This window comes from Rahnella sp. JUb53, from assembly GCF_004346065.1.
GTDB classification, from domain to species: domain Bacteria; phylum Pseudomonadota; class Gammaproteobacteria; order Enterobacterales; family Enterobacteriaceae; genus Rahnella; species Rahnella variigena.
The window spans coordinates 153,767-180,002 of sequence record NZ_SLYT01000009.1; the positions used below are offsets into that span (position 1 = coordinate 153,767).

At 52.3% G+C, this 26,236-nt stretch carries 25 protein-coding genes; 15 read left to right on the forward strand and 10 right to left on the reverse strand.

Going from position 1 to position 26,236, the window contains the following annotated elements; translation table 11 throughout:
- Position 1: 1 nt before the first annotated feature.
- The 9 genes from murD to lpxC all read left to right on the forward strand — a co-directional run bounded on the left by murD (position 2) and on the right by lpxC (position 10,391).
- Entirely contained in the window at positions 2-1,318 is a 1,317-nt protein-coding gene (murD, locus tag EC840_RS19660; RefSeq protein ID WP_129639721.1) for a UDP-N-acetylmuramoyl-L-alanine--D-glutamate ligase, read from the forward strand.
- Positions 1,318-2,526, forward strand: coding sequence for a cell division protein FtsW (ftsW, locus tag EC840_RS19665; RefSeq protein ID WP_112286947.1), 1,209 nt, complete (start codon positions 1,318-1,320; stop codon positions 2,524-2,526). The genes murD and ftsW overlap by 1 nt, the downstream gene beginning before the upstream one ends.
- Complete coding sequence (murG, locus tag EC840_RS19670; RefSeq protein ID WP_120161922.1) at positions 2,523-3,590, forward strand: undecaprenyldiphospho-muramoylpentapeptide beta-N-acetylglucosaminyltransferase; 1,068 nt, start codon at positions 2,523-2,525, stop codon at positions 3,588-3,590. Before ftsW ends, murG begins: the two co-directional genes overlap by 4 nt.
- 78 nt (positions 3,591-3,668) lie before the next feature.
- On the forward strand, positions 3,669-5,144 hold the full coding sequence (gene murC / locus EC840_RS19675; protein WP_113876410.1) for a UDP-N-acetylmuramate--L-alanine ligase: 1,476 nt from the start codon (positions 3,669-3,671) through the stop codon (positions 5,142-5,144).
- Complete coding sequence (locus EC840_RS19680) at positions 5,137-6,057, forward strand: D-alanine--D-alanine ligase (RefSeq protein WP_132966685.1); 921 nt, start codon at positions 5,137-5,139, stop codon at positions 6,055-6,057. The genes murC and EC840_RS19680 overlap by 8 nt, the downstream gene beginning before the upstream one ends.
- 1 nt (position 6,058) lies before the next feature.
- A complete protein-coding gene (ftsQ, locus tag EC840_RS19685) occupies positions 6,059-6,895 on the forward strand; it encodes a cell division protein FtsQ (RefSeq protein ID WP_112286944.1) in 837 nt (278 codons plus the stop codon).
- The gene (gene ftsA, locus EC840_RS19690) at positions 6,892-8,148 is read left to right on the forward strand and encodes a cell division protein FtsA (RefSeq protein ID WP_009634688.1); all 1,257 of its coding nucleotides are present in this window, start codon (positions 6,892-6,894) and stop codon (positions 8,146-8,148) included. Before ftsQ ends, ftsA begins: the two co-directional genes overlap by 4 nt.
- 71 nt (positions 8,149-8,219) lie before the next feature.
- A complete protein-coding gene (ftsZ, locus tag EC840_RS19695) occupies positions 8,220-9,374 on the forward strand; it encodes a cell division protein FtsZ (protein WP_112286943.1) in 1,155 nt (384 codons plus the stop codon).
- A 99-nt stretch (positions 9,375-9,473) separates the two neighbouring features.
- On the forward strand, positions 9,474-10,391 hold the full coding sequence (gene lpxC, locus EC840_RS19700; protein ID WP_112286942.1) for a UDP-3-O-acyl-N-acetylglucosamine deacetylase: 918 nt from the start codon (positions 9,474-9,476) through the stop codon (positions 10,389-10,391).
- Between the two features lie 12 nt (positions 10,392-10,403).
- On the opposite strand, the gene EC840_RS19705 is transcribed toward lpxC, so the two are convergent.
- Positions 10,404-10,928 (reverse strand): DUF721 domain-containing protein, encoded by a 525-nt coding sequence (locus tag EC840_RS19705; protein WP_112286941.1) that lies wholly within the window; start codon positions 10,926-10,928, stop codon positions 10,404-10,406.
- A gap of 26 nt (positions 10,929-10,954) precedes the next feature.
- On the opposite strand from EC840_RS19705, the gene secM reads away from it, so the two are divergent.
- The 3 genes from secM to mutT all read left to right on the forward strand — a co-directional run bounded on the left by secM (position 10,955) and on the right by mutT (position 14,794).
- Positions 10,955-11,482, forward strand: coding sequence for a secA translation cis-regulator SecM (gene secM, locus EC840_RS19710; protein ID WP_112286940.1), 528 nt, complete (start codon positions 10,955-10,957; stop codon positions 11,480-11,482).
- An 81-nt stretch (positions 11,483-11,563) separates the two neighbouring features.
- Complete coding sequence (gene secA, locus EC840_RS19715) at positions 11,564-14,281, forward strand: preprotein translocase subunit SecA (protein WP_132966687.1); 2,718 nt, start codon at positions 11,564-11,566, stop codon at positions 14,279-14,281.
- A gap of 111 nt (positions 14,282-14,392) precedes the next feature.
- Positions 14,393-14,794 carry an 8-oxo-dGTP diphosphatase MutT gene (gene mutT / locus EC840_RS19720; protein WP_132966689.1) on the forward strand — a complete coding sequence of 134 codons (402 nt, stop codon included), beginning with the start codon at positions 14,393-14,395 and terminating at the stop codon, positions 14,792-14,794.
- A gap of 71 nt (positions 14,795-14,865) precedes the next feature.
- Here mutT and yacG read toward each other — a convergent pair whose 3' ends face one another.
- Genes yacG through coaE form a run of 3 tightly spaced genes read right to left on the reverse strand, consistent with a single transcriptional unit; the run spans position 14,866 to position 16,447 of the window.
- Positions 14,866-15,063, reverse strand: coding sequence for a DNA gyrase inhibitor YacG (gene yacG, locus EC840_RS19725; protein ID WP_112286938.1), 198 nt, complete (start codon positions 15,061-15,063; stop codon positions 14,866-14,868).
- A 9-nt stretch (positions 15,064-15,072) separates the two neighbouring features.
- Positions 15,073-15,825 carry a cell division protein ZapD gene (gene zapD / locus EC840_RS19730; RefSeq protein WP_113876347.1) on the reverse strand — a complete coding sequence of 251 codons (753 nt, stop codon included), beginning with the start codon at positions 15,823-15,825 and terminating at the stop codon, positions 15,073-15,075.
- The gene (coaE, locus tag EC840_RS19735; protein ID WP_113876348.1) at positions 15,818-16,447 is read right to left on the reverse strand and encodes a dephospho-CoA kinase; all 630 of its coding nucleotides are present in this window, start codon (positions 16,445-16,447) and stop codon (positions 15,818-15,820) included. Before coaE ends, zapD begins: the two co-directional genes overlap by 8 nt.
- Before the next feature lie 241 nt (positions 16,448-16,688).
- On the opposite strand from coaE, the gene EC840_RS19740 reads away from it, so the two are divergent.
- Complete coding sequence (locus EC840_RS19740) at positions 16,689-17,732, forward strand: GMP reductase (RefSeq protein ID WP_132966691.1); 1,044 nt, start codon at positions 16,689-16,691, stop codon at positions 17,730-17,732.
- A 67-nt stretch (positions 17,733-17,799) separates the two neighbouring features.
- On the opposite strand, the gene hofC is transcribed toward EC840_RS19740, so the two are convergent.
- From hofC to nadC, 4 genes are all read right to left on the reverse strand, one after another.
- Positions 17,800-19,020, reverse strand: a complete 1,221-nt coding sequence (hofC, locus tag EC840_RS19745) for a protein transport protein HofC (protein ID WP_132966693.1) — start codon at positions 19,018-19,020, stop codon at positions 17,800-17,802.
- Complete coding sequence (gene gspE, locus EC840_RS19750; protein ID WP_132966695.1) at positions 19,017-20,510, reverse strand: type II secretion system protein GspE; 1,494 nt, start codon at positions 20,508-20,510, stop codon at positions 19,017-19,019. The genes hofC and gspE overlap by 4 nt, the downstream gene beginning before the upstream one ends.
- Positions 20,507-20,956, reverse strand: a complete 450-nt coding sequence (gene ppdD / locus EC840_RS19755) for a prepilin peptidase-dependent pilin (protein ID WP_112286932.1) — start codon at positions 20,954-20,956, stop codon at positions 20,507-20,509. The genes gspE and ppdD overlap by 4 nt, the downstream gene beginning before the upstream one ends.
- A gap of 291 nt (positions 20,957-21,247) precedes the next feature.
- Complete coding sequence (nadC, locus tag EC840_RS19760; protein ID WP_132966697.1) at positions 21,248-22,141, reverse strand: carboxylating nicotinate-nucleotide diphosphorylase; 894 nt, start codon at positions 22,139-22,141, stop codon at positions 21,248-21,250.
- Positions 22,142-22,235: 94 nt separating this feature from the next.
- Between nadC and ampD the strand changes: the two genes are divergently transcribed.
- Together ampD and ampE are read left to right on the forward strand one after the other, a co-directional pair.
- A complete protein-coding gene (gene ampD, locus EC840_RS19765; protein WP_129639729.1) occupies positions 22,236-22,808 on the forward strand; it encodes a 1,6-anhydro-N-acetylmuramyl-L-alanine amidase AmpD in 573 nt (190 codons plus the stop codon).
- A gap of 60 nt (positions 22,809-22,868) precedes the next feature.
- On the forward strand, positions 22,869-23,723 hold the full coding sequence (gene ampE / locus EC840_RS19770; protein WP_113876353.1) for a beta-lactamase regulator AmpE: 855 nt from the start codon (positions 22,869-22,871) through the stop codon (positions 23,721-23,723).
- A 70-nt stretch (positions 23,724-23,793) separates the two neighbouring features.
- Here ampE and EC840_RS19775 read toward each other — a convergent pair whose 3' ends face one another.
- Entirely contained in the window at positions 23,794-24,771 is a 978-nt protein-coding gene (locus EC840_RS19775) for a family 43 glycosylhydrolase (protein WP_132966699.1), read from the reverse strand.
- On the reverse strand, positions 24,764-26,206 hold the full coding sequence (locus tag EC840_RS19780; RefSeq protein WP_132966701.1) for an MFS transporter: 1,443 nt from the start codon (positions 26,204-26,206) through the stop codon (positions 24,764-24,766). The genes EC840_RS19775 and EC840_RS19780 overlap by 8 nt, the downstream gene beginning before the upstream one ends.
- Between the last annotated feature and the right edge of the window lie 30 nt (positions 26,207-26,236).

A 26,236-nucleotide genomic window follows, 5' to 3' on the forward strand; every position in this document is an offset into this window, starting at 1 on the left:
TATGGCTGACTATCAGGGTAAAAAAGTGGTCATCATCGGGCTGGGTCTTACCGGCCTGTCCTGTGTTGATTTCTTTGTAGCACGTGGCGTGATGCCGCGTGTCATTGATACCCGCGTCAGCCCGCCAGGACTCGATAAACTGGCGGATAACATTGAGCGTCACCTGGGTTCGCTCAACGAAGACTGGCTGCTGGATGCAGATTTAATTATTTCCAGTCCGGGCGTTGCGCTGGCGACGCCGGCACTGATCGCTGCTGCTGATGCAGGCGTGGAAATAGTGGGTGATATCGAACTGTTTTGCCGTGAAACGACGACACCAATTGTCGCCATCACCGGTTCTAACGGTAAGAGCACCGTCACCATGCTGGTGGGCGAAATGGCGAAAGCCGCGGGCTGGCGCGTCGGCGTGGGCGGCAATATCGGCCTGCCGGTGCTGACCATGCTGGATCATGAATACGATCTGTTCGTGCTTGAGCTTTCCAGCTTCCAGCTTGAAACCACGCACAGCCTTCACGCGGCGGCGGCGACCATTCTGAACGTGACTGAAGATCATATGGATCGCTATCCGTTTGGTTTGCAGCAATACCGTGCGGCAAAACTGAAAGTGTATGAAAACGCTGCGTTGTGTGTTGTTAACGCGGACGATGCGCTGACCATGCCGGTGCGTGGCGCGGATAAACGTTGTGTGAGTTTTGGTGTCGATGTGGGTGATTACCATCTGACCCGTCAGCAGGATGATATCTGGCTGCGTGTTCATGGTGAAAAAGTGCTGAATACCCGTGAAATGCCGCTGACCGGACGCCACAACTACACTAATGCGCTGGCTGCTCTGGCGCTGGCAGATGCGGTGAATATTCCTCATGCGTCCAGCCTGAAAGCGCTGACCACTTTTACCGGCCTGGCTCACCGTTTTCAGATAGCCTGGCACCACAACGGCGTGCGCTGGATTAATGATTCCAAAGCCACCAATGTGGGCAGCACTGAAGCGGCGCTGAACGGTTTGCAGGTTGAAGGGACGTTACATCTGCTGCTGGGCGGAGACGGAAAATCTGCTGATTTCGCACCGCTGACGCGTTATCTGCAGGGCGATAATTTGCGTATTTATTGCTTTGGCCGTGATGGCGCGGAGCTTGCTGAGTTGCGACCTGATGTTTCCTCCCTGTTTGAAACAATGGAACAGGCGATGCGGGAAATCAGTCAGCACGTGACTTCCGGCGATATGGTTCTCCTGTCTCCGGCTTGCGCGAGTCTGGATCAGTTTCGCAGTTTTGAACAACGTGGTGATGTCTTCACCGCGCTGGCGAAGGAGCTGGGCTGATGCGGTTGCGTATTCCGGGGCTGAGCCTCATCGCAAAATTTAATGACTGGGTGATGGGCGCCAAGGAAAGCGACTCGGTCACGCTGGTACTTTACGACCGGACGTTACTGTGGCTGACCTTTGGTCTGGCGATCGTGGGTTTTGTGATGGTGACGTCCGCTTCCATGCCTATCGGTCAGCGTCTGGCAGACGATCCGTTCCTGTTTGCTAAACGTGATGCCATTTATCTCGGTCTGGCTTTTGGTTTATCGCTGGTAACGCTTCGGGTGCCGATGGCCGTCTGGCAGAAGTACAGCAACGTGCTGTTGCTGCTGTCTGTAGTGATGCTGCTGGTGGTTCTGGTGGTCGGTAGCTCCGTCAACGGGGCCTCGCGCTGGATTTCACTCGGGCCATTGCGTATTCAGCCTGCTGAGTTCTCGAAGCTGTCGCTGTTTTGCTATCTCGCCAGTTATCTGGTGCGCAAGGTAGATGAAGTACGCAGCAACTTCTGGGGTTTTTGCAAACCGATGGGCGTGATGGTCGTGCTGGCCGTTTTACTGCTGGCTCAGCCTGACCTGGGTACCGTCGTCGTATTGTTTATCACCACGCTGGCGATGTTATTCCTGGCGGGGGCGAAAATGTGGCAGTTCCTGGCGATTATCGGTTCCGGTGCGTTTGCGGTTGTGCTGCTGGTTCTTGCCGAACCCTACCGTATGCGCCGTGTTACCTCTTTCTGGAATCCGTGGGCCGACCCGTTTGGTAGCGGCTACCAGTTAACCCAGTCGCTGATGGCATTTGGCCGTGGTGAATTCTGGGGACAGGGCTTAGGGAATTCAGTACAGAAACTGGAGTATTTACCGGAAGCGCATACCGACTTTATCTTCTCCATTTTGGGTGAAGAACTGGGGTATTTCGGTGTGGTTTTGGCCCTGTTGATGGTATTCTTCGTCGCTTTTCGCGCGATGTCCATCGGGCGCCGTGCATTAGAGATTGATCAGCGTTTTTCCGGATTTTTGGCCTGTTCTATCGGCGTGTGGTTTAGCTTCCAGGCGCTGGTCAATGTGGGCGCGGCGGCGGGGATGTTGCCGACCAAAGGTCTGACGCTGCCGCTGATCAGTTACGGTGGTTCGAGCTTAATCATTATGTCGACGGCAATCGTGTTATTGCTGCGAGTGGATTTTGAAACGCGGCTGGCAAAAGCCCAGGCGTTTGTAAGGAGTGCCCGATGAGTGGCAATACCCGGCGTTTAATGGTGATGGCTGGCGGTACCGGTGGACATGTGTTTCCGGGGCTGGCTGTGGCGCATCACCTTATCGCGCAAGGTTGGGAAGTTCGCTGGCTCGGTACAGCAGACCGGATGGAAGCGGATCTTGTGCCGAAACACGGCATTGATATTGATTTCATTAAAATCTCTGGATTACGTGGGAAAGGTCTGAAAGCGCAACTCACCGCCCCGATTCGCATATATCATGCGTGGCGTCAGGCGAAGGCCATCATGAAACGCTTTCAGCCAGATGTGGTGTTAGGCATGGGCGGATACGTTTCCGGCCCCGGCGGTCTGGCGGCATGGTCACTGGGTATTCCGGTGGTGCTGCACGAACAAAACGGCATTGCGGGCATGACCAACAAAGGGTTGTCGCACATTGCTACCAAAGTATTGCAGGCGTTCCCCGGTGCTTTTCCGAAAGCGGATGTCGTGGGAAATCCGGTACGCACGGATGTGCTGGCACTGGAATTGCCGGAAACGCGCTTAGCCGGACGCGAAGGCCCGATCAGAGTCTTAGTGATTGGCGGCAGTCAGGGTGCGCGGGTGCTTAATCAGAGCATGCCGGAAGTGGCGGCGCTGATGGGCGATAAAATTACGTTGTGGCATCAGGTCGGTAAAGGTGCGCTGGAGTCAGTGAATCAGGCTTACGAAAAAGTCGGTCAGACTCAGCACAAAGTCACCGAATTCATTGATGACATGGCAGCAGCTTATGCCTGGGCAGATGTGGTGGTTTGTCGCTCCGGCGCGTTAACGGTCAGTGAAATTGCTGCCGCAGGTTTGCCGGCTATTTTTGTGCCATTCCAGCATAAAGACCGCCAGCAGTACTGGAACGCATTGCCGCTGGAAAAAGCGGGTGCTGCAAAAATTATTGAACAGAAAGACTTTAGTGCCGCAGCCGTCGCTGATCTGATGGCCGGATGGGACAGAACCCATCTGATGCAAATGGCAAAAGCTGCGCGTGCAGCCGCTATTCCTGATGCGACAGAGCGTGTAGCCGCAGAAGTGGTTGCCGCCAGTAAAAAATGAAATTGAACGGGCCATGCAGTGTGTGGTCCCAGCCGTAAGAAACGGATTAATCAGTAACCTGAAATAGTGAATAAAAACGTGAATACACAACAATTGGCGAAACTGCGTACCTTCGTGCCCGAGATGCATCGTGTCCGGCACATTCACTTTGTTGGCATCGGTGGTGCCGGCATGGGTGGTATCGCCGAAGTGTTGGCAAATGAAGGCTATCAGATCAGTGGTTCCGATCTGGCGCCGAACGCAGTAACACAGCAACTGACCGCTCTGGGCGCGACGATTTATTTTAATCACCGTCCTGAGAACGTGCTGGATGCCAGCGTAGTCGTGGTATCCACGGCAATCTCTTCCGATAACCCGGAAATCGTTGCCGCACGTGAAGCGCGAATACCTGTGATCCGCCGCGCGGAAATGCTCGCTGAGCTGATGCGTTTTCGTCACGGTATCGCCGTGGCAGGTACGCACGGCAAAACGACGACCACAGCGATGGTCACCAGTATTTATGCTGAAGCCGGTCTGGATCCGACATTCGTTAACGGCGGACTGGTCAAAGCGGCGGGTACCCATGCGCGTCTGGGATCAAGCCGTTTCCTGATTGCTGAAGCAGATGAAAGTGATGCGTCATTCCTTCATCTGCAACCGATGGTGGCAATTGTGACCAACATCGAAGCGGATCATATGGATACGTATCAGGGTGACTTTGAAATCCTGAAGCAGACGTTCATTAATTTCCTGCACAACCTGCCATTCTACGGACGTGCAGTGATGTGCATTGATGATCCGGTGATCCGCGAGCTGATCCCACGCGTGGGCCGTCATATGACGACTTACGGTTTCAGCGAAGACGCGGATGTAATTATCGAAAATTACCGCCAGGTCGGCGCGCAAGGACACTTTACGCTGCGCCGTCAGGACTTGCCGCTGATAAGCGTGACGCTGAATGCGCCGGGCCGTCATAACGCCCTGAACGCCGCGGCCGCAGTAGCCGTTGCGTCAGATGAAGGGATCAGTGATGACGCCATTCTTCGCGCGCTGGCAGGTTTCCAGGGTACAGGCCGTCGTTTCGATTTCCTGGGCGAATATGCGCTGGAAAATGTGAACGGCAAAGCCGGTAGCGCGATGCTGGTTGATGACTACGGTCACCATCCGACGGAAGTCGATGCGACGATCAAAGCCGCACGGGCAGGTTGGGCGAATAAGCGTCTGGTGATGATTTTCCAGCCGCACCGTTACACGCGTACCCGTGATTTGTACGACGATTTTGCGAATGTGCTGTCTCAGGTTGATGTGCTGATCATGCTGGATGTTTATCCGGCTGGTGAAGCGCCCATCCCTGGCGCTGACAGCCGCTCGCTGTGCCGCACCATCCGTGCGCGCGGAAAATTGGATCCTATTTTGGTTTCTGATATTGAAGCCGTGCCGGAAAGTCTGGCGCAGATCCTCGAAGGTGACGATTTAGTTCTGGTTCAGGGCGCCGGTAATGTCGGCAGAGTGGCCCGTAAATTGGCTGATCAAAAGCTGCAACCAGTGAAGAAAGGTGAAGAACATCATGTCTGAGAAAGTAGCAGTATTGTTGGGTGGTACTTCCGCAGAACGCGATGTGTCATTACAGTCCGGCGCCGCAGTGCTGGCTGGCTTACGTGAATCAGGCATTGATGCTCACGGCATCGATACCAAAACGTTTAATGTGGCGCTTCTTAAAGAAGAAGGCTTCAGCAAAGTCTTTATCGCATTGCACGGTCGCGGCGGTGAAGACGGTACGTTGCAGGGCTTGCTGGAACAAATCGGTTTGCCTTATACCGGCAGCGGTGTAATGGCGTCTGCGCTGACTATGGATAAATTCCGCACCAAACTGGTGTGGCAGGCGTCAGGTTTACCAGTCGCACCGTTTGTTGTACTGCATCGTTCACAAATTGAAGAAGCAGGGCAGGGCGCTCTGGCGGCAAAAATCGCCGAACTGGGTCTGCCGGTAATCGTCAAACCCAGCCGCGAAGGTTCCAGCGTTGGCATGAGCAAAGTGACTACGGAAAAAGAGTTGCTGCCAGCCCTGCAGGAAGGCTTCCGCCATGACGATAACGTACTGATTGAAAAATGGCTGAGCGGCCCGGAATACACGGTCGCCATCGTGGGTGACGACGTGATGCCCTCCATTCGCATCCAGCCAGCCGGAACATTTTATGACTATCAGGCAAAATATTTGTCTGATGAAACACATTACTTCTGTCCGAGCGGTTTAAGCGAAGCACAGGAACAACAGCTTTCTGCGCTGGCATTGCAGGCGTATCAGGCGCTCGATTGCAGCGGCTGGGGGCGTGTTGACGTGATGCAAGACAGCGACGGCAGCTTTAACCTGCTGGAAGTAAATACGTCGCCGGGCATGACCAGCCACAGTCTGGTGCCAATGGCAGCCAAACACGCCGGGTTAAGTTTCCCGCAGCTCGTTTCCCGTATTCTGGCACTGGCGGACTGATATGTCTCAAGCCGCCCTGAATACCCGAGAGCGTGAGACGGTCGAAAACAACGGCCGTCGCAGTAACGGTGGCCAGCTGGCTGGGATCGTGTTTCTGTTGTTGGTTGTAGGAACGATTTTATGGAGTGCGTGGGCCGTTGTTGGCTGGATGCAGGATGCGAACCGACTGCCGTTGTCCCAGTTAGTGGTTACCGGGGAACGTCATTACACGACCAATGATGATATTCGTCAGGCGATCCTGTCCTTAGGGGCTCCGGGAACGTTCATGACGCAGGATGTAAACGTCATTCAGCAGCAGATTGAGCGTTTACCCTGGATAAAACAGGTCAGCGTCCGTAAGCAATGGCCGAATGAATTGAAGATACACCTGGTGGAGTATGTGCCGGTCGCACACTGGAATGATTTGCATATGGTAGATGCCGAGGGCAAATCTTTCAGCATACCCGCTGAACGTGTGGTCAAACAGAAAATGCCGTTGCTTTACGGTCCGGAAGGCAGCGAACAGGATGTTTTGCAGGGCTTTCAAACAATGAGCCAGGCGCTGGCCGCCGGTAAGTTCCAGTTGAAAGCAGTGGCAATGAGTGCGCGTCACTCGTGGCAGTTAACTCTGGATAATGACGTCCGGCTGGAATTGGGGAGAGATGACCGGATGGGGCGTTTACAACGTTTTATCGAGCTCTACCCGCGATTCCAGCAACAGGCAGAGGCCGATAAGAAACGCATCACTTATGTCGATTTACGTTATGACAGCGGTGCGTCGGTAGGTTGGGCGCCAGAGTTTATTGACCAGCAAAACAGTAATCAGCAACAGAATCAGGCACAGGCTAAACAACAATGATCAAGTCGACGGACAGAAAACTGGTAGTTGGGCTGGAGATCGGTACGGCAAAGGTCGCCGCATTGGTGGGGGAAGTTCTGCCCGATGGCATGGTCAATATTATCGGCGTGGGCAGTTGCCCATCCCGTGGCATGGACAAGGGTGGCGTGAATGATCTGGAATCGGTGGTGAAATGCGTACAGCGCGCCATCGATCAGGCTGAACTGATGGCGGATTGCCAGATTTCCTCTGTTTACCTTGCTTTGTCTGGTAAACATATCAGTTGTCAGAATGAAATAGGGATGGTTCCTATTTCAGAAGAGGAAGTCACACAGGAAGATGTAGAGAACGTCGTGCATACCGCAAAATCTGTGCGTGTGCGTGATGAACATCGGGTTCTGCATGTGATCCCTCAGGAATATGCCATTGATTATCAGGAAGGGATCAAAAACCCGGTCGGACTTTCCGGCGTGCGTATGCAGGCTAAAGTTCACCTGATTACCTGCCATAACGATATGGCGAAGAACATTGTTAAAGCGGTAGAACGCTGCGGCTTAAAAGTTGACCAGCTCATTTTTGCCGGTCTGGCCGCCAGTTATGCCGTTCTGACCGAAGATGAGCGTGAATTAGGTGTGTGTGTGGTCGATATTGGTGGCGGAACCATGGATATCGCGGTTTATACCGGCGGCGCACTACGTCATACTAAGGTTATCCCTTATGCCGGGAACGTGGTCACCAGCGACATCGCTTATGCGTTTGGTACACCACCGACCGATGCCGAAGCGATCAAAGTTCGCCACGGTTGTGCATTAGGTTCGATTGTCGGCAAAGACGAAAACGTCGAAGTGCCGAGCGTAGGTGGACGTCCACCACGCAGTCTGCAACGTCAGACACTGGCTGAAGTTATCGAGCCACGTTACACAGAATTGCTGAATTTAGTGAACGACGAAATTTTGCAATTGCAGGAGCAGTTACGCCAGCAAGGCGTAAAACATCATCTGGCCGCCGGTATTGTTCTGACAGGCGGTGCAGCACAAATTGATGGTCTGGCAGCCTGTGCGCAGCGGGTATTCCATACCCAGGTGCGTATCGGGCAACCCCTGAACATCACCGGGCTGACAGATTATGCGCAGGAACCTTACTACTCAACGGCTGTAGGGCTGCTGCACTACGGGAAGGAGTCTCACCTGAGCGGTGAGGCCGAAGTGGAAAAACGCGCCTCAGTGGGCAACTGGTTCAAACGAATCAACAGCTGGCTGAGAAAAGAGTTTTAATGGTTTAACAACGGGATCATGCTGTTAAGGTTTTTGATCCCGACGCGACAGGCACAAAACGGAGAGAAACTATGTTTGAACCTATGGAACTGACCAATGACGCGGTGATTAAAGTCATCGGCGTCGGCGGTGGCGGTGGCAACGCTGTCGAACACATGGTGCGCGAGCGCATCGAAGGTGTTGAATTCTTCGCCGTTAACACCGACGCACAGGCGTTACGTAAAACGGCAGTAGGCCAGACTATTCAGATCGGTAGCGGTATTACCAAAGGTCTGGGTGCTGGTGCGAACCCGGAAGTGGGTCGCAATTCTGCAGAAGAAGACCGTGAAGCCCTGCGCGCTGCGCTTGAAGGTGCTGACATGGTCTTTATCGCAGCGGGCATGGGCGGCGGTACCGGTACCGGTGCAGCGCCAGTGGTTGCTGAAGTAGCTAAAGATTTAGGTATTCTGACCGTTGCTGTCGTGACTAAGCCTTTCAATTTCGAAGGCAAAAAGCGTATGGCATTCGCCGAGCAGGGTATCGCTGAACTGTCCAAGCATGTGGACTCCCTGATCACTATCCCGAACGACAAGCTGTTAAAAGTTTTGGGTCGCGGTATCTCTCTGCTGGACGCCTTCGGTGCGGCCAACGACGTGCTGAAAGGCGCGGTGCAGGGTATCGCAGAGCTGATCACCCGTCCGGGTCTGATGAACGTCGACTTCGCTGACGTGCGCACCGTTATGTCTGAAATGGGTTATGCCATGATGGGCTCCGGCGTGGCATGTGGTGAAGACCGTGCTGAAGAAGCGGCTGAAATGGCGATCTCCAGCCCGCTGCTGGAAGATATCGACCTGTCAGGCGCTCGCGGCGTTCTGGTCAACATCACCGCTGGCTTCGACCTGCGTCTGGATGAGTTTGAAACTGTGGGTAACACTATCCGTGCTTTCGCCTCTGACAACGCTACCGTGGTTATCGGTACTTCCCTTGACCCGGAAATGAATGACGAATTGCGCGTCACCGTGGTTGCGACCGGTATTGGCATGGACAAACGTCCTGAAATCACTTTGGTGACAAATAAGCCAGCCGCACAGCCAGTGATGGATCATCGTTATCAGCAGCACGGGATGTCTCCGCTGCCGCAGGAAACGAAACCCGCTGCTAAAGTGGTCAATGATCAAAGCGCGCAATCTAATAAAGAGCCCGACTATCTGGACATCCCTGCCTTCCTGCGTAAGCAGGCAGACTAGTCCGAATTGTAGGATCTCCGCTCTTTGTGCTAAACTGTCCCGCCGACCTTAAGGTATGCTTAGGTCGGTTGGATGGATAAACATTGCGAGATAAAAACGATGATCAAACAACGTACATTAAAACGTATCGTTCAGGCGACGGGCGTCGGTTTACATACCGGCAAGAAAGTCACCCTGACTCTGCGTCCTGCACCGGCAAATACCGGGGTCATCTATCGTCGCACTGACTTGAATCCACCGGTTGATTTCCCGGCAGATGCAAAATCCGTGCGTGATACCATGCTCTGTACTTGCCTGGTTAATGAGCATGACGTACGTATTTCTACGGTTGAACACCTTAATGCGGCATTAGCTGGCCTGGGCATTGATAACATTGTTATCGAAGTCGATGCGCCTGAAGTGCCGATTATGGACGGTAGTGCTGCACCTTTCGTCTATCTGCTGATGGATGCAGGGATTGAAGAGCTGAACAGCGCCAAGAAATTCTTGCGCATCAAAGAAACCGTGCGTGTTGAAGACGGTGATAAGTGGGCTGAGTTCAAACCATTCAATGGTTTCTCTCTGGACTTCACTATCGACTTCAACCACCCGGCGATCGATTCCAGCTCTCAGCGCTACAAAATGAACTTCTCCGCAGAAGCATTTGTTCGCCAAATTAGCCGCGCACGTACTTTTGGTTTCATGCGTGATATCGAGTACCTGCAGTCACGTGGTTTGTGCCTGGGTGGCAGCTTTGATTGCGCTATCGTTGTGGATGATTATCGCGTGCTTAACGAAGATGGCCTGCGTTTTGAAGATGAATTCGTTCGTCACAAAATGCTGGATGCTATCGGTGACTTGTTCATGTGTGGGCATAACATCATTGGTGCGTTTACCGCATTCAAGTCTGGCCACGCGTTGAACAACAAGTTATTGCAAGCGGTATTGGCTAAGCAGGAAGCCTGGGAATTAGTCACCTTCCAGGATGAAGCTGAATTGCCACTGGCTTTTAAAGCGCCTTCCACAGTAATGGCGTAATCGATACTCGTATTACTTATTACGACTGGTTGTTTTGGCACCCTCTCCGGCCAATTCAGCCAGTCGTTCTAATGCCTTCCTCAGTTTTTCCGGGCTACGGCTCGCCAGTCCTCTTAATTCTTCAGCACTTTGCGCACTCAAATGTCTGACAGGCATGGACTCTGAAGCGATTGCTTTATTTTTAATCGCAATCTGCGAAGCATTTTCCATTTTCGACATGAGCGAAGGATTAATCCTGATGTCGATTGATGACAAAGATGGTAGAATTTGCGCTCGAAGTGCAGAGAGTAATGCAGGTTGTTCATAGCGTAATCGCATCATCCAGCTGGCATTAGCAATCTCGAGTACTAAAACACCCTGTCGATAATTACCGACACGACACCATGGTTGCATGGGCGCCGGTAACAGACCTTTGACTGCGCGGTTGAGTTTTAATAACGCCGCAGCACGCTGTTGAACAATACGCAGCGGGCTTTGCTCTGTGGAAGAAGCGTCATCGAACAGGATATCTAATAATTGTGGGCGACTATCGCGCATGACGGGCTCCGGCGGATTGTAAACTTGTGATTGGCATTCTAAATCGTTGGCGACAATTTGGCAGAAGGTATTTTTGGCCGCATCTCCTTTTGGGGATGGTCGCGGCCAGCCTTGGCGTGTCAACGAACCTGTCGCAAACGGAACTGCCTGCTGTTCCCAATACGTCCTCAAGTCTAAACCGTCTTAACATCAGTAGTACAGGGCTGAGTAATCTTGCATTGCTCCAGGCGAACCGCCGCCCGTCTTTTGGTGTGGATTACTGGCAGCAACATGCGTTGCGCACAGTTATCCGTCATCTCTCTTTTGCTCTGGCTCCGCAGGTGGTTTATACCGTTGCCGCGCCGGAAGTGGTCGCTGAAGAAGCCGGACCATTACACGTTCAGCAACTGGCCCTGCTGGTCACTCTGAATGCTTTACTGACCCATGAATCCAAGCCACCGGTTATCATCCGTCAGACGCAACAACCTTTCCTTACCTTCTCTTTACCGCACCAGACCGGCCTGTGGTTAGCACAGGTACAAGGTATTCGTGCTGGGCCAACCTTCCTGATTTAACAGACTGTAATTTCAAACTCTATCTATAAATCAATAAATTAGTGGCCATTTTTAGATGGCCTCCAAGAGATATTAAGCATAATGTTAATCAAATTATTGACCAAAGTTTTTGGTAGCCGTAACGATCGTACACTGCGTCGCATGCGTAAAGTTGTTGATCTGATCAACCGCATGGAACCTGAAATTCAAAAGTTGACCGACGAGCAACTGCAGGCGAAAACCAATGAGTTCCGTGAGCGTCTGGCAAAAGGTGAAGTGCTGGAAAACCTGATCCCGGAAGCTTTTGCTGTGGTGCGTGAATCCAGTAAACGTGTGTTCGGGATGCGTCACTTTGACGTGCAGTTACTCGGCGGTATGGTTCTGAACGAGCGTTGCATCGCGGAAATGCGTACCGGTGAAGGTAAAACGCTGACTGCAACGCTGCCAGCTTACCTGAACGCACTGAGCGGAAAGGGCGTTCACGTCGTGACCGTCAATGACTATTTAGCCCAGCGTGACGCCGAAAATAACCGTCCGTTGTTTGAATTCCTCGGTCTGAGCATCGGCATCAACTTGCCGGGTATGCCTTCACCGGCTAAGCGTGCTGCTTACGCTGCTGACATCACTTACGGTACAAACAACGAATACGGCTTTGACTACCTGCGCGACAACATGGCATTCAGCCCGGAAGAACGTGTACAGCGTAAACTGCACTACGCGCTGGTGGATGAGGTTGACTCCATCCTGATCGATGAAGCACGTACTCCGCTGATCATCTCCGGTCCTGCTGAAGATAGCTCAGAAATGTACACCCGCGTGGACAAACTGATCCCTAAACTGATCCGTCAGGAAAAAGAGGATTCCGACACCTTCCAGGGTGAAGGCCACTTCTCTGTGGATGAGAAAGCGCGTCAGGTTCACCTGACCGAACGTGGTTTGGTGCTGATCGAAGAAATGCTGGTAGAAGCAGGCATCATGGAAGAAGGTGAATCTCTGTATTCCCCGACTAACATCATGCTGATGCACCACGTGACTGCGGCACTGCGCGCACACGTGCTGTTCACCCGCGATGTCGATTACATCGTGAAAGACGGTGAAGTCATTATCGTCGATGAACACACCGGCCGTACCATGCAAGGCCGTCGCTGGTCCGACGGTCTGCATCAGGCAGTAGAAGCTAAAGAAGGCGTTGAGATTCAGAACGAAAACCAGACGCTGGCTTCTATCACCTTCCAGAACTACTTCCGTCTGTACGAAAAACTGGCCGGTATGACCGGTACTGCGGATACCGAAGCATTCGAATTCAGCTCTATCTACAAACTGGATACCATTGTTGTGCCAACTAACCGCCCTATGGTGCGTAAAGACATGGCCGACCTGGTGTACATGACTGAGATGGAAAAAATTGGCGCGATTATCGAAGATATCCGTCAGTGTACCGCTAAGGGCCAGCCGGTTCTGGTCGGTACCATTTCGATTGAAAAGTCAGAAGTGGTTTCTAACGAGCTGACGAAAGCGGGCATCGCTCACAGCGTTCTGAACGCCAAATTCCACGCCAAAGAAGCAGACATCGTTGCACAGGCGGGTCAGCCAAGCGCAGTAACCATCGCTACCAACATGGCGGGTCGTGGTACCGATATCGTGCTGGGCGGCAGCTGGCAGGTTGAAGTTGAAAACCTGGGCGAAGAAGTGACCGACGAGAAAATTGCTGAAATTAAATCCGCATGGCAGATTCGCCATGACGCGGTTCTGGCTTCTGGTGGTTTGCACATCATTGGTACCGAGCGTCACGAATCACGTCGTATCGATAACCAGTTGCGCGGTCGTGCGGGTCGTCAGGGTGATGCCGGTTCATCACGCTTCTACCTGTCTATGGAAGATGCCCTGATGCGTATCTTCGCGTCTGACCGTGTATCAAGCATGATGCGTAAACTGGGTATGAAACCAGGCGAAGCGATTGAGCACCCATGGGTGACCAAAGCGATTGCCAACGCTCAGCGTAAAGTTGAAAGCCGTAACTTCGATATTCGTAAGCAATTGCTGGAATACGATGATGTGGCGAGCGATCAGCGTCGTGCGATCTACAGCCAGCGTAACGAACTGCTGGACGTGTCTGATGTGAGCGAAACCATTGCCAGCATCCGTGAAGATGTGTTCAAAGCGACTATCGACAGCTACATTCCACCACAGTCTCTGGAAGAAATGTGGGATGTGAAAGGTCTGGAAGAGCGCCTGAAAAACGATTTCGAGCTGGAAATGCCGATTTCTGAGTGGCTGGATAAAGAGCCGGAACTGCATGAAGAAACCCTTCGCGAACGTATCATGGAACTCGCGAAAGAGTCTTACGCCCGTAAAGAAGAAGTGGTTGGCGCTGAAATGATGCGTAACTTCGAGAAAGGCGTAATGTTGCAGACCCTCGATTCCCTCTGGAAAGAGCATCTGGCAGCGATGGATTATCTGCGTCAGGGCATCCACTTACGCGGTTACGCGCAAAAGGATCCTAAGCAGGAATACAAACGTGAGTCCTTCGCGATGTTTGCTGCGATGCTGGAATCCCTGAAATATGAAGTGGTCAGCGTGCTGAGCAAAGTTCAGGTGCGTATGCCTGAAGAAATTGAAGCGATGGAAATCCAGCGCCGTGAAGAAGCGGAACATCTGGCCCGTCAGCAGCAGCTGAGTCATCAGGATCAGCAGGAAATCGAAGTGGCGGAAGCCGCACGTCTGGCTGCCTCCGGTGAACGCAAAGTGGGACGTAACGATCTGTGCCCATGCGGTTCCGGTAAAAAATACAAACAATGCCATGGCCGCCTGCAAAAGTAACATATCAGGCTAAGTCATCGTGTTAATCTTAAAGGCGGCTAATCACCGCCTTTAATTTTGTCTAAAAGTTCGTACAGGACAGTCTTTGCAGTCAGCGGATAGGTGGATACTGTGACGCTTAAACAACTGAATATCTCAGTCGGCATTATTCGTAATGCTCAGAAAGAAATCTTTATTACTCAGCGCGATGTGTCATCGCATATGGCAGGTTTCTGGGAGTTTCCCGGCGGGAAAATTGAAGCAGGTGAAACGCCGGATCAGGCAGTGATCCGCGAATTGCAGGAAGAAGTTGGAATCGATGCGCAATCACCGGTACTGCTGAAAACGCTGGAGCATCGTTTCCCCGACCGCATCATCACGTTGCATTTCTTCCTGGTGGAAGAGTGGCAAGGTGAACCTTATGGCAAAGAAGGGCAGCCTAAACGCTGGGTTGCACAGTCTGATTTGAAAGAGGAAGAGTTTCCTCCGGCTAACGAAGCCATCGTAACGGCCCTTAAAAACAATCAGTACTGATGACGCACTTGTTGTGGATGACATGATCAAAAAAGGGGCCAAAGCCCCTTTTTGCATACTCATGATTTGACTTAAATCTCTTCTTCACTCCAGTCGTCCAGGTCATTCACATCGCCTTTACTCGGGATGCGTTTCTCTTCATCGGCCCATTCACCGAGATCAATCAACTGGCAGCGCTTGGAACAAAAAGGGCGGAAAGGGCTTTGTTCGCCCCAAACCACCGTTTTGCCACACGTCGGGCAATTTACTTCAATAATTTCAGGATCCATGTGCAACTCCTAGCAGCAGGCAAGTTCGAAATTCAGTCGCGCGGGAACCACGCCATGTTCGCTGTCCAGGGGTAAAAAGCGAATGGCATAACGGGTTTTATGCCCGGATACTTGCGGATAAAGTTGGTTTTCCATCGAGAGGCGCAATCGTAACAGATCTGCGCCTTCTGCGTTGTCCTGGAAAAAACCATTCAGGCTGATCTGATTACGAAACGCGCCAGACTGGCGGATCAGCCCCAAAACCATAGTGAGTGAGTTATTCAGCGGGGCGAGCGTTTCGAGCCAGTTTTTAACTTCGCTGTCACGCTGGGACTGAGCCAGATGCAGCCATATGTGCAGCGTCGGGAGATCAAAACTACAGCAGCCACCTGGAATACTCAGACGCTGGCGGACCAGGGCAATCAGGCGATCTTCCTTCAGCGCCTGTCCGATGCGTGGGGCTTTCATCAGCACGGAGGCGCACTGTTTGAGCTCGCTACGCAGGCCGTCAACTCTTGAAAGATCCACGCCCGGAACGTCTTTCCACTGGGATAATTTTTGTTGCTGGCGTTCCAGTTCTTTCAGTAAATCAGTACGGACTTCTCCGCGCTCCAGTACGTCGAGCAAATCAGATGCGGTACGGAAAAATAACAGGGCAGAAGCAATGGAAGTGATTTGTGCATTAGAGTGCATCTGTTGCAACAAAAACTCGATACGCAGCCAGGTGCGCATTTTCTCATTCAGGGGATGTTCAAAAAGAACGGTTGCAGCTACATCAGTCATGCTTGGCAATATCCTGTCTGTTTACTGATGCCGCAAATTCCAGATAGCGGCAATGTAATAGGGCAACACGCGGTTCAATGGATTTCGGGTCACCGCTGTTATCAATGATGTCATCCGCACAGGCCAGCCGCTTTTCACGACTTACCTGCGCAGCAATAATATTTTCTGCCTGCTGACGACTAATTCTGTCGCGAAGTAGGGTGCGTGAAAGCTGAATCTGAGGCTCAACATCCACTACCAGTACGCGATTTGCCCGCGTCTGTAATCCATTTTCAATCAGCAATGGCACTACCCAGAGCACATAGGGCGTATCGGCCTGTGCAAAAAGCTGCTGTGTTCTGGCATGAATGATGGGGTGCAGTAACTGGTTAACCCATTCTTTATCAGGCGGATAACTGAATATCTTTTCCCGCAGAGCCGGGCGGTTCAGTGAGCCATCGGCAAGAATAATTTCGTTACCAAATCGCTGATGGAGCTGATCCAGCGCAGGTTCTCCCGGCGCTACTACCTGACGGGCGATAATATCGGCATCGACAATGTTTACACCGTGGCGGGCGAAACTTTCGGCAACTGTACTTTTGCCACTCCCGATACCTCCGGTCAATGCAACGATATAGCTCATGCGGATGCTCTGATAAAATTAGACAGGTAAATGATAAAGAGATTGTGATTAAGTGCAAGCCGTCGTCGTCCCGCTTTTCATGCGAAAACTATTCAGCAGCACAATCAAAAGTCTGTGATGTGAGTTGCAAAAGCCATCTTGCCGTTGTCATTTTCCTGTGTATGATAAAACCACTGGAAAGGGTGTCTAAAAATTTGCTGTACACCCTAGCGACCCGTCGCCAAACCAGGACAAACCCGTCATGCGTATTGAAGAAGATTTGAAGTTAGGTTTTAAAGACGTACTCATCCGCCCTAAACGCTCCACTCTCAAAAGTCGTTCCGAAGTCGAACTGGAACGCACATTCACATTCAAACACTCTGGTATCAGCTGGTCTGGCACACCGATCATTGCCGCGAACATGGACACCGTCGGAACATTCCGTATGGCGACCGTTCTGGCTTCTTTCGGTCTTTTGACCGCGGTACATAAGCATTACACCGTAGAACAGTGGCAGGCATTTATCACGTCTTCGGATGAATCCGTCCTGCGCAATGTGATGGTGTCGACCGGAACATCAGAAGCGGATTTCGTTAAAACTCTGCAAATTCTGGCTCTTTCCCCGCTGTTGCAATTTGTTTGTCTGGATGTAGCGAACGGGTACTCCGAGCATTTTGTCGGTTTCCTGCAACGTGTTCGTGAAGCCTGTCCGGATAAAGTGATCTGTGCCGGTAATGTGGTCACCGGCGAAATGGTTGAAGAGCTGATTCTTTCAGGTGCAGATATCGTTAAAGTCGGTATCGGTCCAGGGTCTGTCTGTACCACTCGCGTGAAAACCGGTGTGGGTTATCCGCAGCTTTCTGCTGTAATTGAATGTGCAGATGCGGCGCACGGTCTGGGCGGACAGATTGTCAGTGATGGCGGCTGTGCGGTTCCTGGCGATGTAGCGAAAGCCTTCGGCGGCGGTGCTGATTTCGTCATGCTTGGCGGTATGCTGGCTGCGCATGACGAATGTGAAGGTACAGTCGTTGAAGAAAATGGCGAAAAATTCATGCTTTTCTATGGCATGAGTTCAGAATCTGCGATGAAACGTCACGTCGGTGGTGTTGCAGAATACCGTGCGGCAGAAGGTAAAACGGTGAAATTACCTCTGCGTGGTCCGGTTGAAAACACTGTGCGCGATGTCCTCGGTGGCCTGCGTTCTGCCTGTACTTATGTGGGTGCTGAGCGTCTTAAAGAACTGACAAAACGCACGACCTTTATCCGCGTCGCGGAACAGGAAAACCGGTTGTTCGGCAGCAAATAAGCCGGCAATGGCTGATGCGGCGAGACTCGATTTCGCCGCTTTCTGCTCCTTCTGCTTTATCCTCTTCCTATCCCATCACTGACCCCAGCTGGAATATCGGCAGATACATTGCAATCACCAGCCCGCCCACAATGACGCCCATTACCGCCATCAGTACCGGCTCAATGGTTTGCGATAACGTATCCGCCAGTGAATTCGCCTTATGATTATGCAGTTGCGCGAGCTTTTGCAGTAACTCATCGAGAGAACCTGACTCCTCACCGATTTTAATCAATTGATGGCATAAGCTCGGAAACAGTGGTGACTGAACAAAAGCTTTGTGTAACGGAACCCCTTGTATGATCTGCTCACGTATCTGGCTCAGCGCGGCCTGAAAATGCAAATTGGATACAGACGCAGAAGCCGCCGCCAGCCCCGCAATTAACGTCATTCCGGCCTGTTGTGTCATGGCCAGTGTCTGAAAAATCTGTCCGAGGCTGCTGTCGGTGACCAGCCGTGAAGTCAGGGGCAACCGCAGCAGAAGCATCTGTTCACGGCGTTTCCAGCGTACGTGCGGATGCATTTTTTGCAGATACCCAAAACAGCAAAACAATAATCCTCCTGCTATCCACGGGCCTGCTGTGATTAATGCTTCTGATGTGTTGATTAACATCTGAGTAAACCACGGTAACTTAGCATCAAAGGATGCATAGATTTTCGCAAACTCAGGCAACACCAGGGTCAGCATCAGCAGGGTAACAATCGTGGCGATTGCACTGACAATCAGCGGATAACGCAGGGCCTTTTTCACCTTATTTCTTAACTCCGCCTGTTGTTCCTGCTGACTCGCCAGTTGCAGGCAGCATTTGTCGAGTTGTCCTGTCAGTTCTCCAATCGAAATAATTTGCCGGTAAATATCAGGGAACGTGTCGGGATAATGCCCCAGCATCTCTGAAAGAGGCTTTCCTTCACGAACTCCTTTGGCGATATTTAACAGCACGCAGTTCCATGCCGGTTTCGTATGCTCATTGCCCAGCAGCGTCAGGCTATTCATCAGGGGTAATCCGGCCTGCAATAGTGTCGCCAGCTGTCTGACAAAGGCGACGCGATCCTGATTTTTCCAACAACTTCCTCTCAGGCGTTGCCTCATCCTGATACTGACCGGCTGTAAGCCAGCAGCAAAAAGCTGCTGGTAGATGATGTCTTTATTTATCTCAATGCTGTTGCCTTGCTGAATGCTTCCCTGGGTATCAACTGCCTGCCATTGATAAAGCCTCCATTTTTTAGAAATAGCCCCGATTTCGCTCATAAGCCAGTGTCTTCGCCGGTGACTCTGTAAAGCTCCTCAAGCGAGGTAATGCCTTGCTCGACCAGCAACATTCCCGCTTCCTGCAAGGTTTTCTGCCCCTGCTCACGGGCGATTTTACTCAGCTCAGTGACGCCCGCTCCGGCGACCAGTGCCTGCTGTAACCTGGGCGTGATATTGAGTATCTCGTAAATTCCCGTACGCCCGTAGTAGCCGGAAAAACATTGATGGCAACCCGCGGCCAGCCAAAGTGGCAACGTACCGCTGCGGCCATCCGGGCCTTTTTCGACCAGTGACATATGCGCTTTGCGACAATGCGGGCAGAGCTTTCGAACCAGCCGCTGTGCAATGACCAGACGTAAACTGGCTGCAATATGAAAACTCTCGATCCCCATTTGCCTGAGACGTGTCAGGGTCTCGCAGGTGGAATTGGTATGCAGGGTGGAAAGCACCATATGCCCGGTCTGCGCCGCTTTTACGGCAATCTCAGCAGTTTCTTTATCCCGGATTTCACCGACCATAATCACGTCAGGATCCTGACGTAATAATGCCCGCAGGACACCGGCAAAACTCAGATCTGTTTTGCTGTTGATCTGCGTCTGATTAATGCCGCTGACCGGGATCTCAATCGGGTCTTCGACGCTGCAGATATTGCGGGTAATGGCATTCAGATGTCGCAGACCTGTGTAGAGCGTGACTGTTTTTCCGCTCCCTGTCGGACCTGTGACCAGAATCAATCCTTGCGGATGTTTAAGCGCGGCCTTGAAATAATCGAGATCACGCGGCGTGAATCCCAGCTGTGACATCGACAGATCCTGCTGCGTCATATGGAGTATCCGCAGCACAATTTTTTCGCCGTGCAGCGTTGGCAGGGACGAGACCCGCATGGAATATCGCTGATTTTGTAACATCACCGAAAGCTGCCCGTCCTGCGGCAGTCTGCGTTCTGCCACGTTGAGCTGTCCCATGATTTTCAGACGTGCACAGATACCGGCGGCCATTGCAAATTCAGGGCCGGGGATTTCTTGTAGTACGCCATCAATCCGGACGCGAACCCGGAAACTGTGCTCAAAAGGTTCAAAGTGAATATCCGATGCGCGGCGGGTGATAGCGTGCCTGAGGATCTGATTAAGTACATTGATCACTGGCGCATCGCTTTGGGCATCCAGTTCATTCTCATCACGAGGTACAGAAGGGGTGAGCTCTTCCTGCGCGACAAGTTGTGGCGATCCTGAATGGCCTTTTTCCATCACCTGTTCCAGCCGCGCCTGTGGCCAGCGTTCAAGCTGGACTTTTAATCCGGTGGCGAAACGCAGCACGTTGCTCAGGGATTCCGTGTCCGCCTCACTTTCATGGCAGGCAACGCGAATTATCTGCGGATCACGATGCAAAATGACGGCTTTATATCGCTGGCACAGGGCTTCAAGCGATGCTTCGCTTTGCTGCCTTTCGCTGTGTACCGGCGAAACAGGAACCAGTGGAGTATCGGTCATTGTGTTGCTCCCTGACTGTCAAAGCGGAATACGCTTTCGCAGGCCTCAACCATCGACGTGTTAGCGGCATTCGTACAACTGCGATTCCAGACAATCCCTCCGGCCACATTATCGACAACCGGCGTCATGACAACGCTGAGCCCTTCCAGCGCCTGTTGTCCGGTGAGCGAGATGACGCCTGTGCTGACTTGCACCTGGCTGACGTAACGGCTGCTGGCTGCTGCGGGTATTCCCTGAGTGCCTGCATCGCAACCCGTCAGAGTGCCGGAATCAATCACACACAATTCGACGCCGGTTTTATACGGCACCATGGTTTGCAGCATGTCGGTCATGGCGGCCTTCTGGATATAACTCTGGTAAGCGGGTATACCGATGGCACTGAGGATCGCAATAATCGCGATCACTACCATCAGTTCAATGAGGGTAAATCCTTGTTGCCGGTGCATGGCGTTCTCCGTTTTGTAAAACTGCGTGGGTAAAGCTCGTGCAGCAAACTAAACGCAGAAATAACCAGACTCCAGCCCCATTGTTGGCTTCTCCAGGATGTCTTCCAGGATAAATATGTATGTCAGTCAGGTTGGCAAAACTTTTGCGCGATGCGCCGCAACAATGAAGATGAAATGAAAAAGGGGATGGCAGTCAGACCGGGAGAATGAGAGGGTAATGCGGCAAGATGAAATAGACCGAAAGAAGTCGTGTTGCCCCTGAAAAGGAAGTCAGGGGCAACAGCGTTGCGATTAGCTAAAGCGCATGGAGAGATCCATGGCTCTGACATGTTTGGTGAGCGCGCCGACGGAAATGTAATCCACGCCGGTCTCTGCGAATTCACGCAGTGTTTTTTCCGTGACGTTACCGGAGACTTCCAGCAGTGCTTGGCCGGCAGTCAGCGCAACGGCATCACGCATCATCGGCACGGTAAAGTTATCGAGCATGATAATGTCAGCTTTGGCATCCAGCGCCTGCTGAAGTTCATCAATGGATTCGACCTCCACTTCTACAGGAACGTCGGCATGGATCCACAACGCGCGCTCCACGGCCGCTTTGATTGAGCCACAGGCGATGATGTGGTTTTCTTTAATAAGAAATGCATCAGCCAGACCCAGACGATGATTGCTTCCGCCACCGCAGAGCACGGCATATTTCAGTGCAGTACGCAGACCCGGCAAGGTTTTGCGGGTGTCCAGCAACTGAGTTTTGGTGCCCTGCAGAATTTTCACATAGTGATTCACTTCGGTTGCCACACCCGAGAGGGTTTGCACAAAATTCAGGGCGGTGCGTTCGCCGGTCAGCAACATCCGGGCAGAGCCGGAAAGTTCGCATAAGGTCTGGTTTTCAGAAACTGTATCACCGTCTTTTACATGCCATTTAACGGTGATTTTATCCCCGGCCAGTTGCTTAAAGACTTCATCCAGCCAGCGTTGCCCGCAAAAAATACCGGGTTCACGGGTGATGATGGTGGCGGTCGCGTTTTTATCCTGTGGCAATAATTGTGCCGTTAAGTCATTGTTAGCATTAGCTTCTCCGCCGAGGTCTTCGCCCAGGGCTTGAGTGACAAGAGCAGGAATATCATTCTGGATACGTTCGAGTAACTGTGCGCGGCGACTTTCAGGGCTGTAGCTGCGGGTAGACATACAAATACTCCGAAATGGCGGATAAGAAGGACAAAAAAACATGCTACCCTGTTGCTGTGATAAGTACCACACAAGCACATCATTGAGGTCTTTGATGCACTTAGAAGAAGGCTGGATAGCTGAAGCCCGGCGGGTTGTTTCTCCCCATTTTGATCTCCGTCCTGACGATGAAATCCCCTCGTTGCTGGTTATCCACAACATCAGTTTGCCGCCCGGGAAATTCGGTGGTCCCTATATTGATCAACTCTTTACCGGTACGCTGAATCCGCAGGACGATCCTTATTTTGAAGGTATCCACCAGTTGCGTGTGGCGGCACATTGCCTGATCCGCCGCGATGGCGAAATTGTTCAATATGTTCCTTTTGATAAACGCGCCTGGCATGCGGGTGTTTCCAGCTGGCAGGGTCGCGAGCGCTGTAATGATTTCTCAATCGGCATCGAGCTGGAAGGCACGGATTTTGAGCCGTTTACTGACGCGCAATATCGCAGCCTGGCCGCTGTTACTGAGTTGTTAATTAAGCACTATCCCATTAATCTTGATGCCATTACCGGACACAGTGATATTGCTCCGGGGCGTAAGACCGATCCCGGCCCTGAATTTGACTGGGCATTTTATCGCAAGCTGATAGCCCTGCCAGTAGGGCAGAATAGCGCTTCTGACCAGTGAGTTAACGCGGTCTCTGGTGCGTGTTTAAGCATGTGATGTGTTGAGAGAGAGTGACAATCGATGACGTTATTTACTTTGCTGCTGGTGCTGGCTTGGGAACGGCTGTTCAAACTGGGTGAACACTGGCAGCTGGACCATCGGTTCGAAGTGATATTCCGCCGAGGGCGGCAGACTTCCTTAGTGAAAACTCTGGCTATCATGGTCATCTGGATGGCGGTGATCTGGGTCGTCCTGCGAGCGCTACAGGGGATATTCTTTGGCGTACCGACACTGATTTTATGGGTGATTTTGTGTCTGCTGTGCATTGGCGCGGGGATTAAACGTAAGCATTATCGCGCTTATCTTAAGTCAGCCCGTCAGGGGGATGCCGACGCTTGTAAGGAAATGGCCGAAGAGCTGGCGCTGATCCACGGTCTGCCAACGGATTGCACAGAAGAAGCCCGTTTGCGGGAACTGCAAAATGCGCTGCTATGGATTAACTACCGCTACTATCTCGGCCCTTTATTCTGGTTTGTGGTGTGTGGTCCCTGCGGACCGATAGCTTTAGGCGGATACGCGGCTTTACGCGGTTATCAGACCTGGCTGGCGCGCCACATGACGCCTTTGAAACGTGCTCAGTCCGGCGTTGATTCCCTGTTACATATTCTGGACTGGATCCCGGTTCGTCTGGCCGGTGTGGCTTATGCCTTGCTGGGGCACGGCGAGAAGGCTCTGCCGGCCTGGTTTGCTTCGCTGGGTGATATTCACTCGTCGCAGTATCAGGTATTAACCCGTCTGGCACAGTTCTCGCTGGCGCGTGATCCGCACACCGATCCGGTACAAACGCCTCGTGCAGCCGTCGGTCTGGCGCGTAAAGTGACGATGATTATTCTGGTGGTTGTGGCGCTGCTGACGATTTACGGCACGCTGATTTAACGAGACTTTTGTTGCTGAGACCGCCAATTAAAAAAGCCCGGTACATTTACATGTCCGGGCTTTTTGCTTTTTATCCGCGCTGCTTTTGTAAGGTCAGCGGACGGTTATCGGCGGCGGGTTCACCGAAGTCAGGCAGGCCATTTTCATCCCAGCGAAAGGTTTTGATGCGCGTATGCCGGTTCGGGTCATACAGCGGATCGCCTTCAATTTCTGTGTAATTTCTGGCGTGGTATACCAGCGCATCTTCGCCTTGTTCGTTGCGGGTAAAGCTGTTGTGGCCGGGGCCGAACTGTTTGTTCTGCGCCTGGGTAGTGAACACCGGATGCGGAGATTTATGCCAGCTCGCCGGATCCATCAGGTTGCTGCTGAGATCTGCCCAAAGCAAGCCGATACAGTAATTTTCATCGGTGGCGCTGGCGGAATAAGTGATGAAAATCTTATCGCCATGCGTGATCACGGCCGGGCCTTCGTTAACCCAAAAACCGATGATTTCCCAGTCCAGCTCCGGCTTGCTGAGCATGACCGGCGGAGATTTCAGTGTCCACGGGTTTTCCATTTCAGCCAGATACAGATTCGAGTTTCCGCGAATTGCCGGATCTTTCTGCGCCCACAGATAATAGTTTTTGCCCTGATGCTCAAAGTGCGTGGCATCCAGCGAGAAGCTGTCGATCGGGGTCTGGATCCGGCCTTTCTCCTGCCATTTCCCCGTGAGCGGATCTGCTTCTTCGCACACCAGCGCATACATCCGGTGCTGGAATAATCCGTCCACAATCTCCTGCGATGGTGCAGCGGCGTAATAGATAACCCATTTCCCGTCGATAAAATGCAGTTCCGGCGCCCAGATCAGTGCGCTCATCGGGCCGGTTTCAGGTTTATGCCAGACGATGGTGGCTGGCGCATTGGCAAGTCCGCTCAGCGTTGGCGAGCGGCGGATCTCCAGCCGGTCGTATTCAGGAACCGACGCGATAAAGTAATAATTTCCGTCGCTGTGCAGCCAGATATGCGGGTCTGCCCGTTGCTCAATCAGCGGATTAGGGTAATTACTCATGTTTCAGCTCCTTGCTGTTCAGTGGGACGCTGGCGATATCCGCGCCCTGTGTATTTTTCGCATCGTGATATTCATTCAGTTCGTGGTAATTACGGCGGCGAATTTCGAGATCAGCCTGAATGGTACGCATGGTTTCGCGATCCACTTTCAGTAAACGCACCACACCGGCAGTAATCAGATATCCCACGCCCGGAATGATGGTGAACAGCAGCATAATTCCGTTGATTGCGTGATCACTTTGCTGCGCTGCTCCGGCGTTGTAGCCATAAGCTGACAACAGGAATCCGACCATTGCACCGGCTACCGCCAGTCCGCATTTAAGGAAGAACAGGTTGCCGGAGAAGCTGATGCCGGTCACGCGTTTACCGGTTTTCCATTCGCCGTAATCATCCACATCGGCCATCAGCGACCAGTGCAGCGGGGAAGGGAGCTGATGCATGATGTTCAGGATGAAGTACGCTACCAGGATCAGCGTTGTCGCATGCGGATCGAGGAAATAGAAGCCGCAAGAGAAAATGGTCAGGATAATGTTGGCCCAGAAGAACACTTTCAGTTTGCAGTATTTATCGGTCAGCGGTTTTGCCAGCGCGCTGCCGATCATCATGCCGACCACACCGAGGCTGATAAACATACTGGCAAATGACGTAGATTTTTCCATGACCCAGGTGACGTAATACATGGTGGCTGCCATACGGATAAAGCCCGGACATACGTTACAGAACGTCAGCAGCAGGATGCGCACCCACTGGTCATTTTTCCAGACATCTTTCAGATCAGATTTCAGGGCGTGTTTAGACGGCACCGCTGGCTGGATACGTTCTTTCACTGAGCTGAAGCAGAACAGGAACATAAACAGCGCAATGATCGCCATTACGCCCATCGACATCTGGTAGCCCTTGGCTTTGTCCGCGCCACCGAAAAAATCTGCCATTGGCAGCAGGGTGGAAGACAGGATAAGTGTTGCGATCCCCACCATAAAGAAGCGGTAAGACTGGCAGGCAACACGTTCGTGCGGATCGGCAGTAATGACGCCACCGAGCGAGCAATAAGGAATGTTAATGGCTGTGTAAGTCAGAGACATCAGGAAGTAAGTCACAAAAGCATAGATAACCTTGCTGTTGTAGCTCCATTCCGGCGTGGTGAACATCAGTACGCTGAACAGAACATACGGCACCGAAACCCATAACAAATACGGGCGGAACCGTCCCCAGCGGGTGGTCGTACGGTCGGCAATCGCGCCCATAATCGGGTCGGTGACGGCGTCGATAACGCGCACGGAGAGCAGCAATACACCAACCAGCGCCGGGGCTAAACCGAAAACGTCCGTATAAAAATAATTAAGAAACAGCATGATGGCGCCGCCAATCATATTGCAGCCTGCATCCCCCATGCCGTACGCCACTTTCTCTTTGAACGACAGCGCGCCTTCCTTCATGGATGTTCTCTCCGCATAGATGTCAAAAGG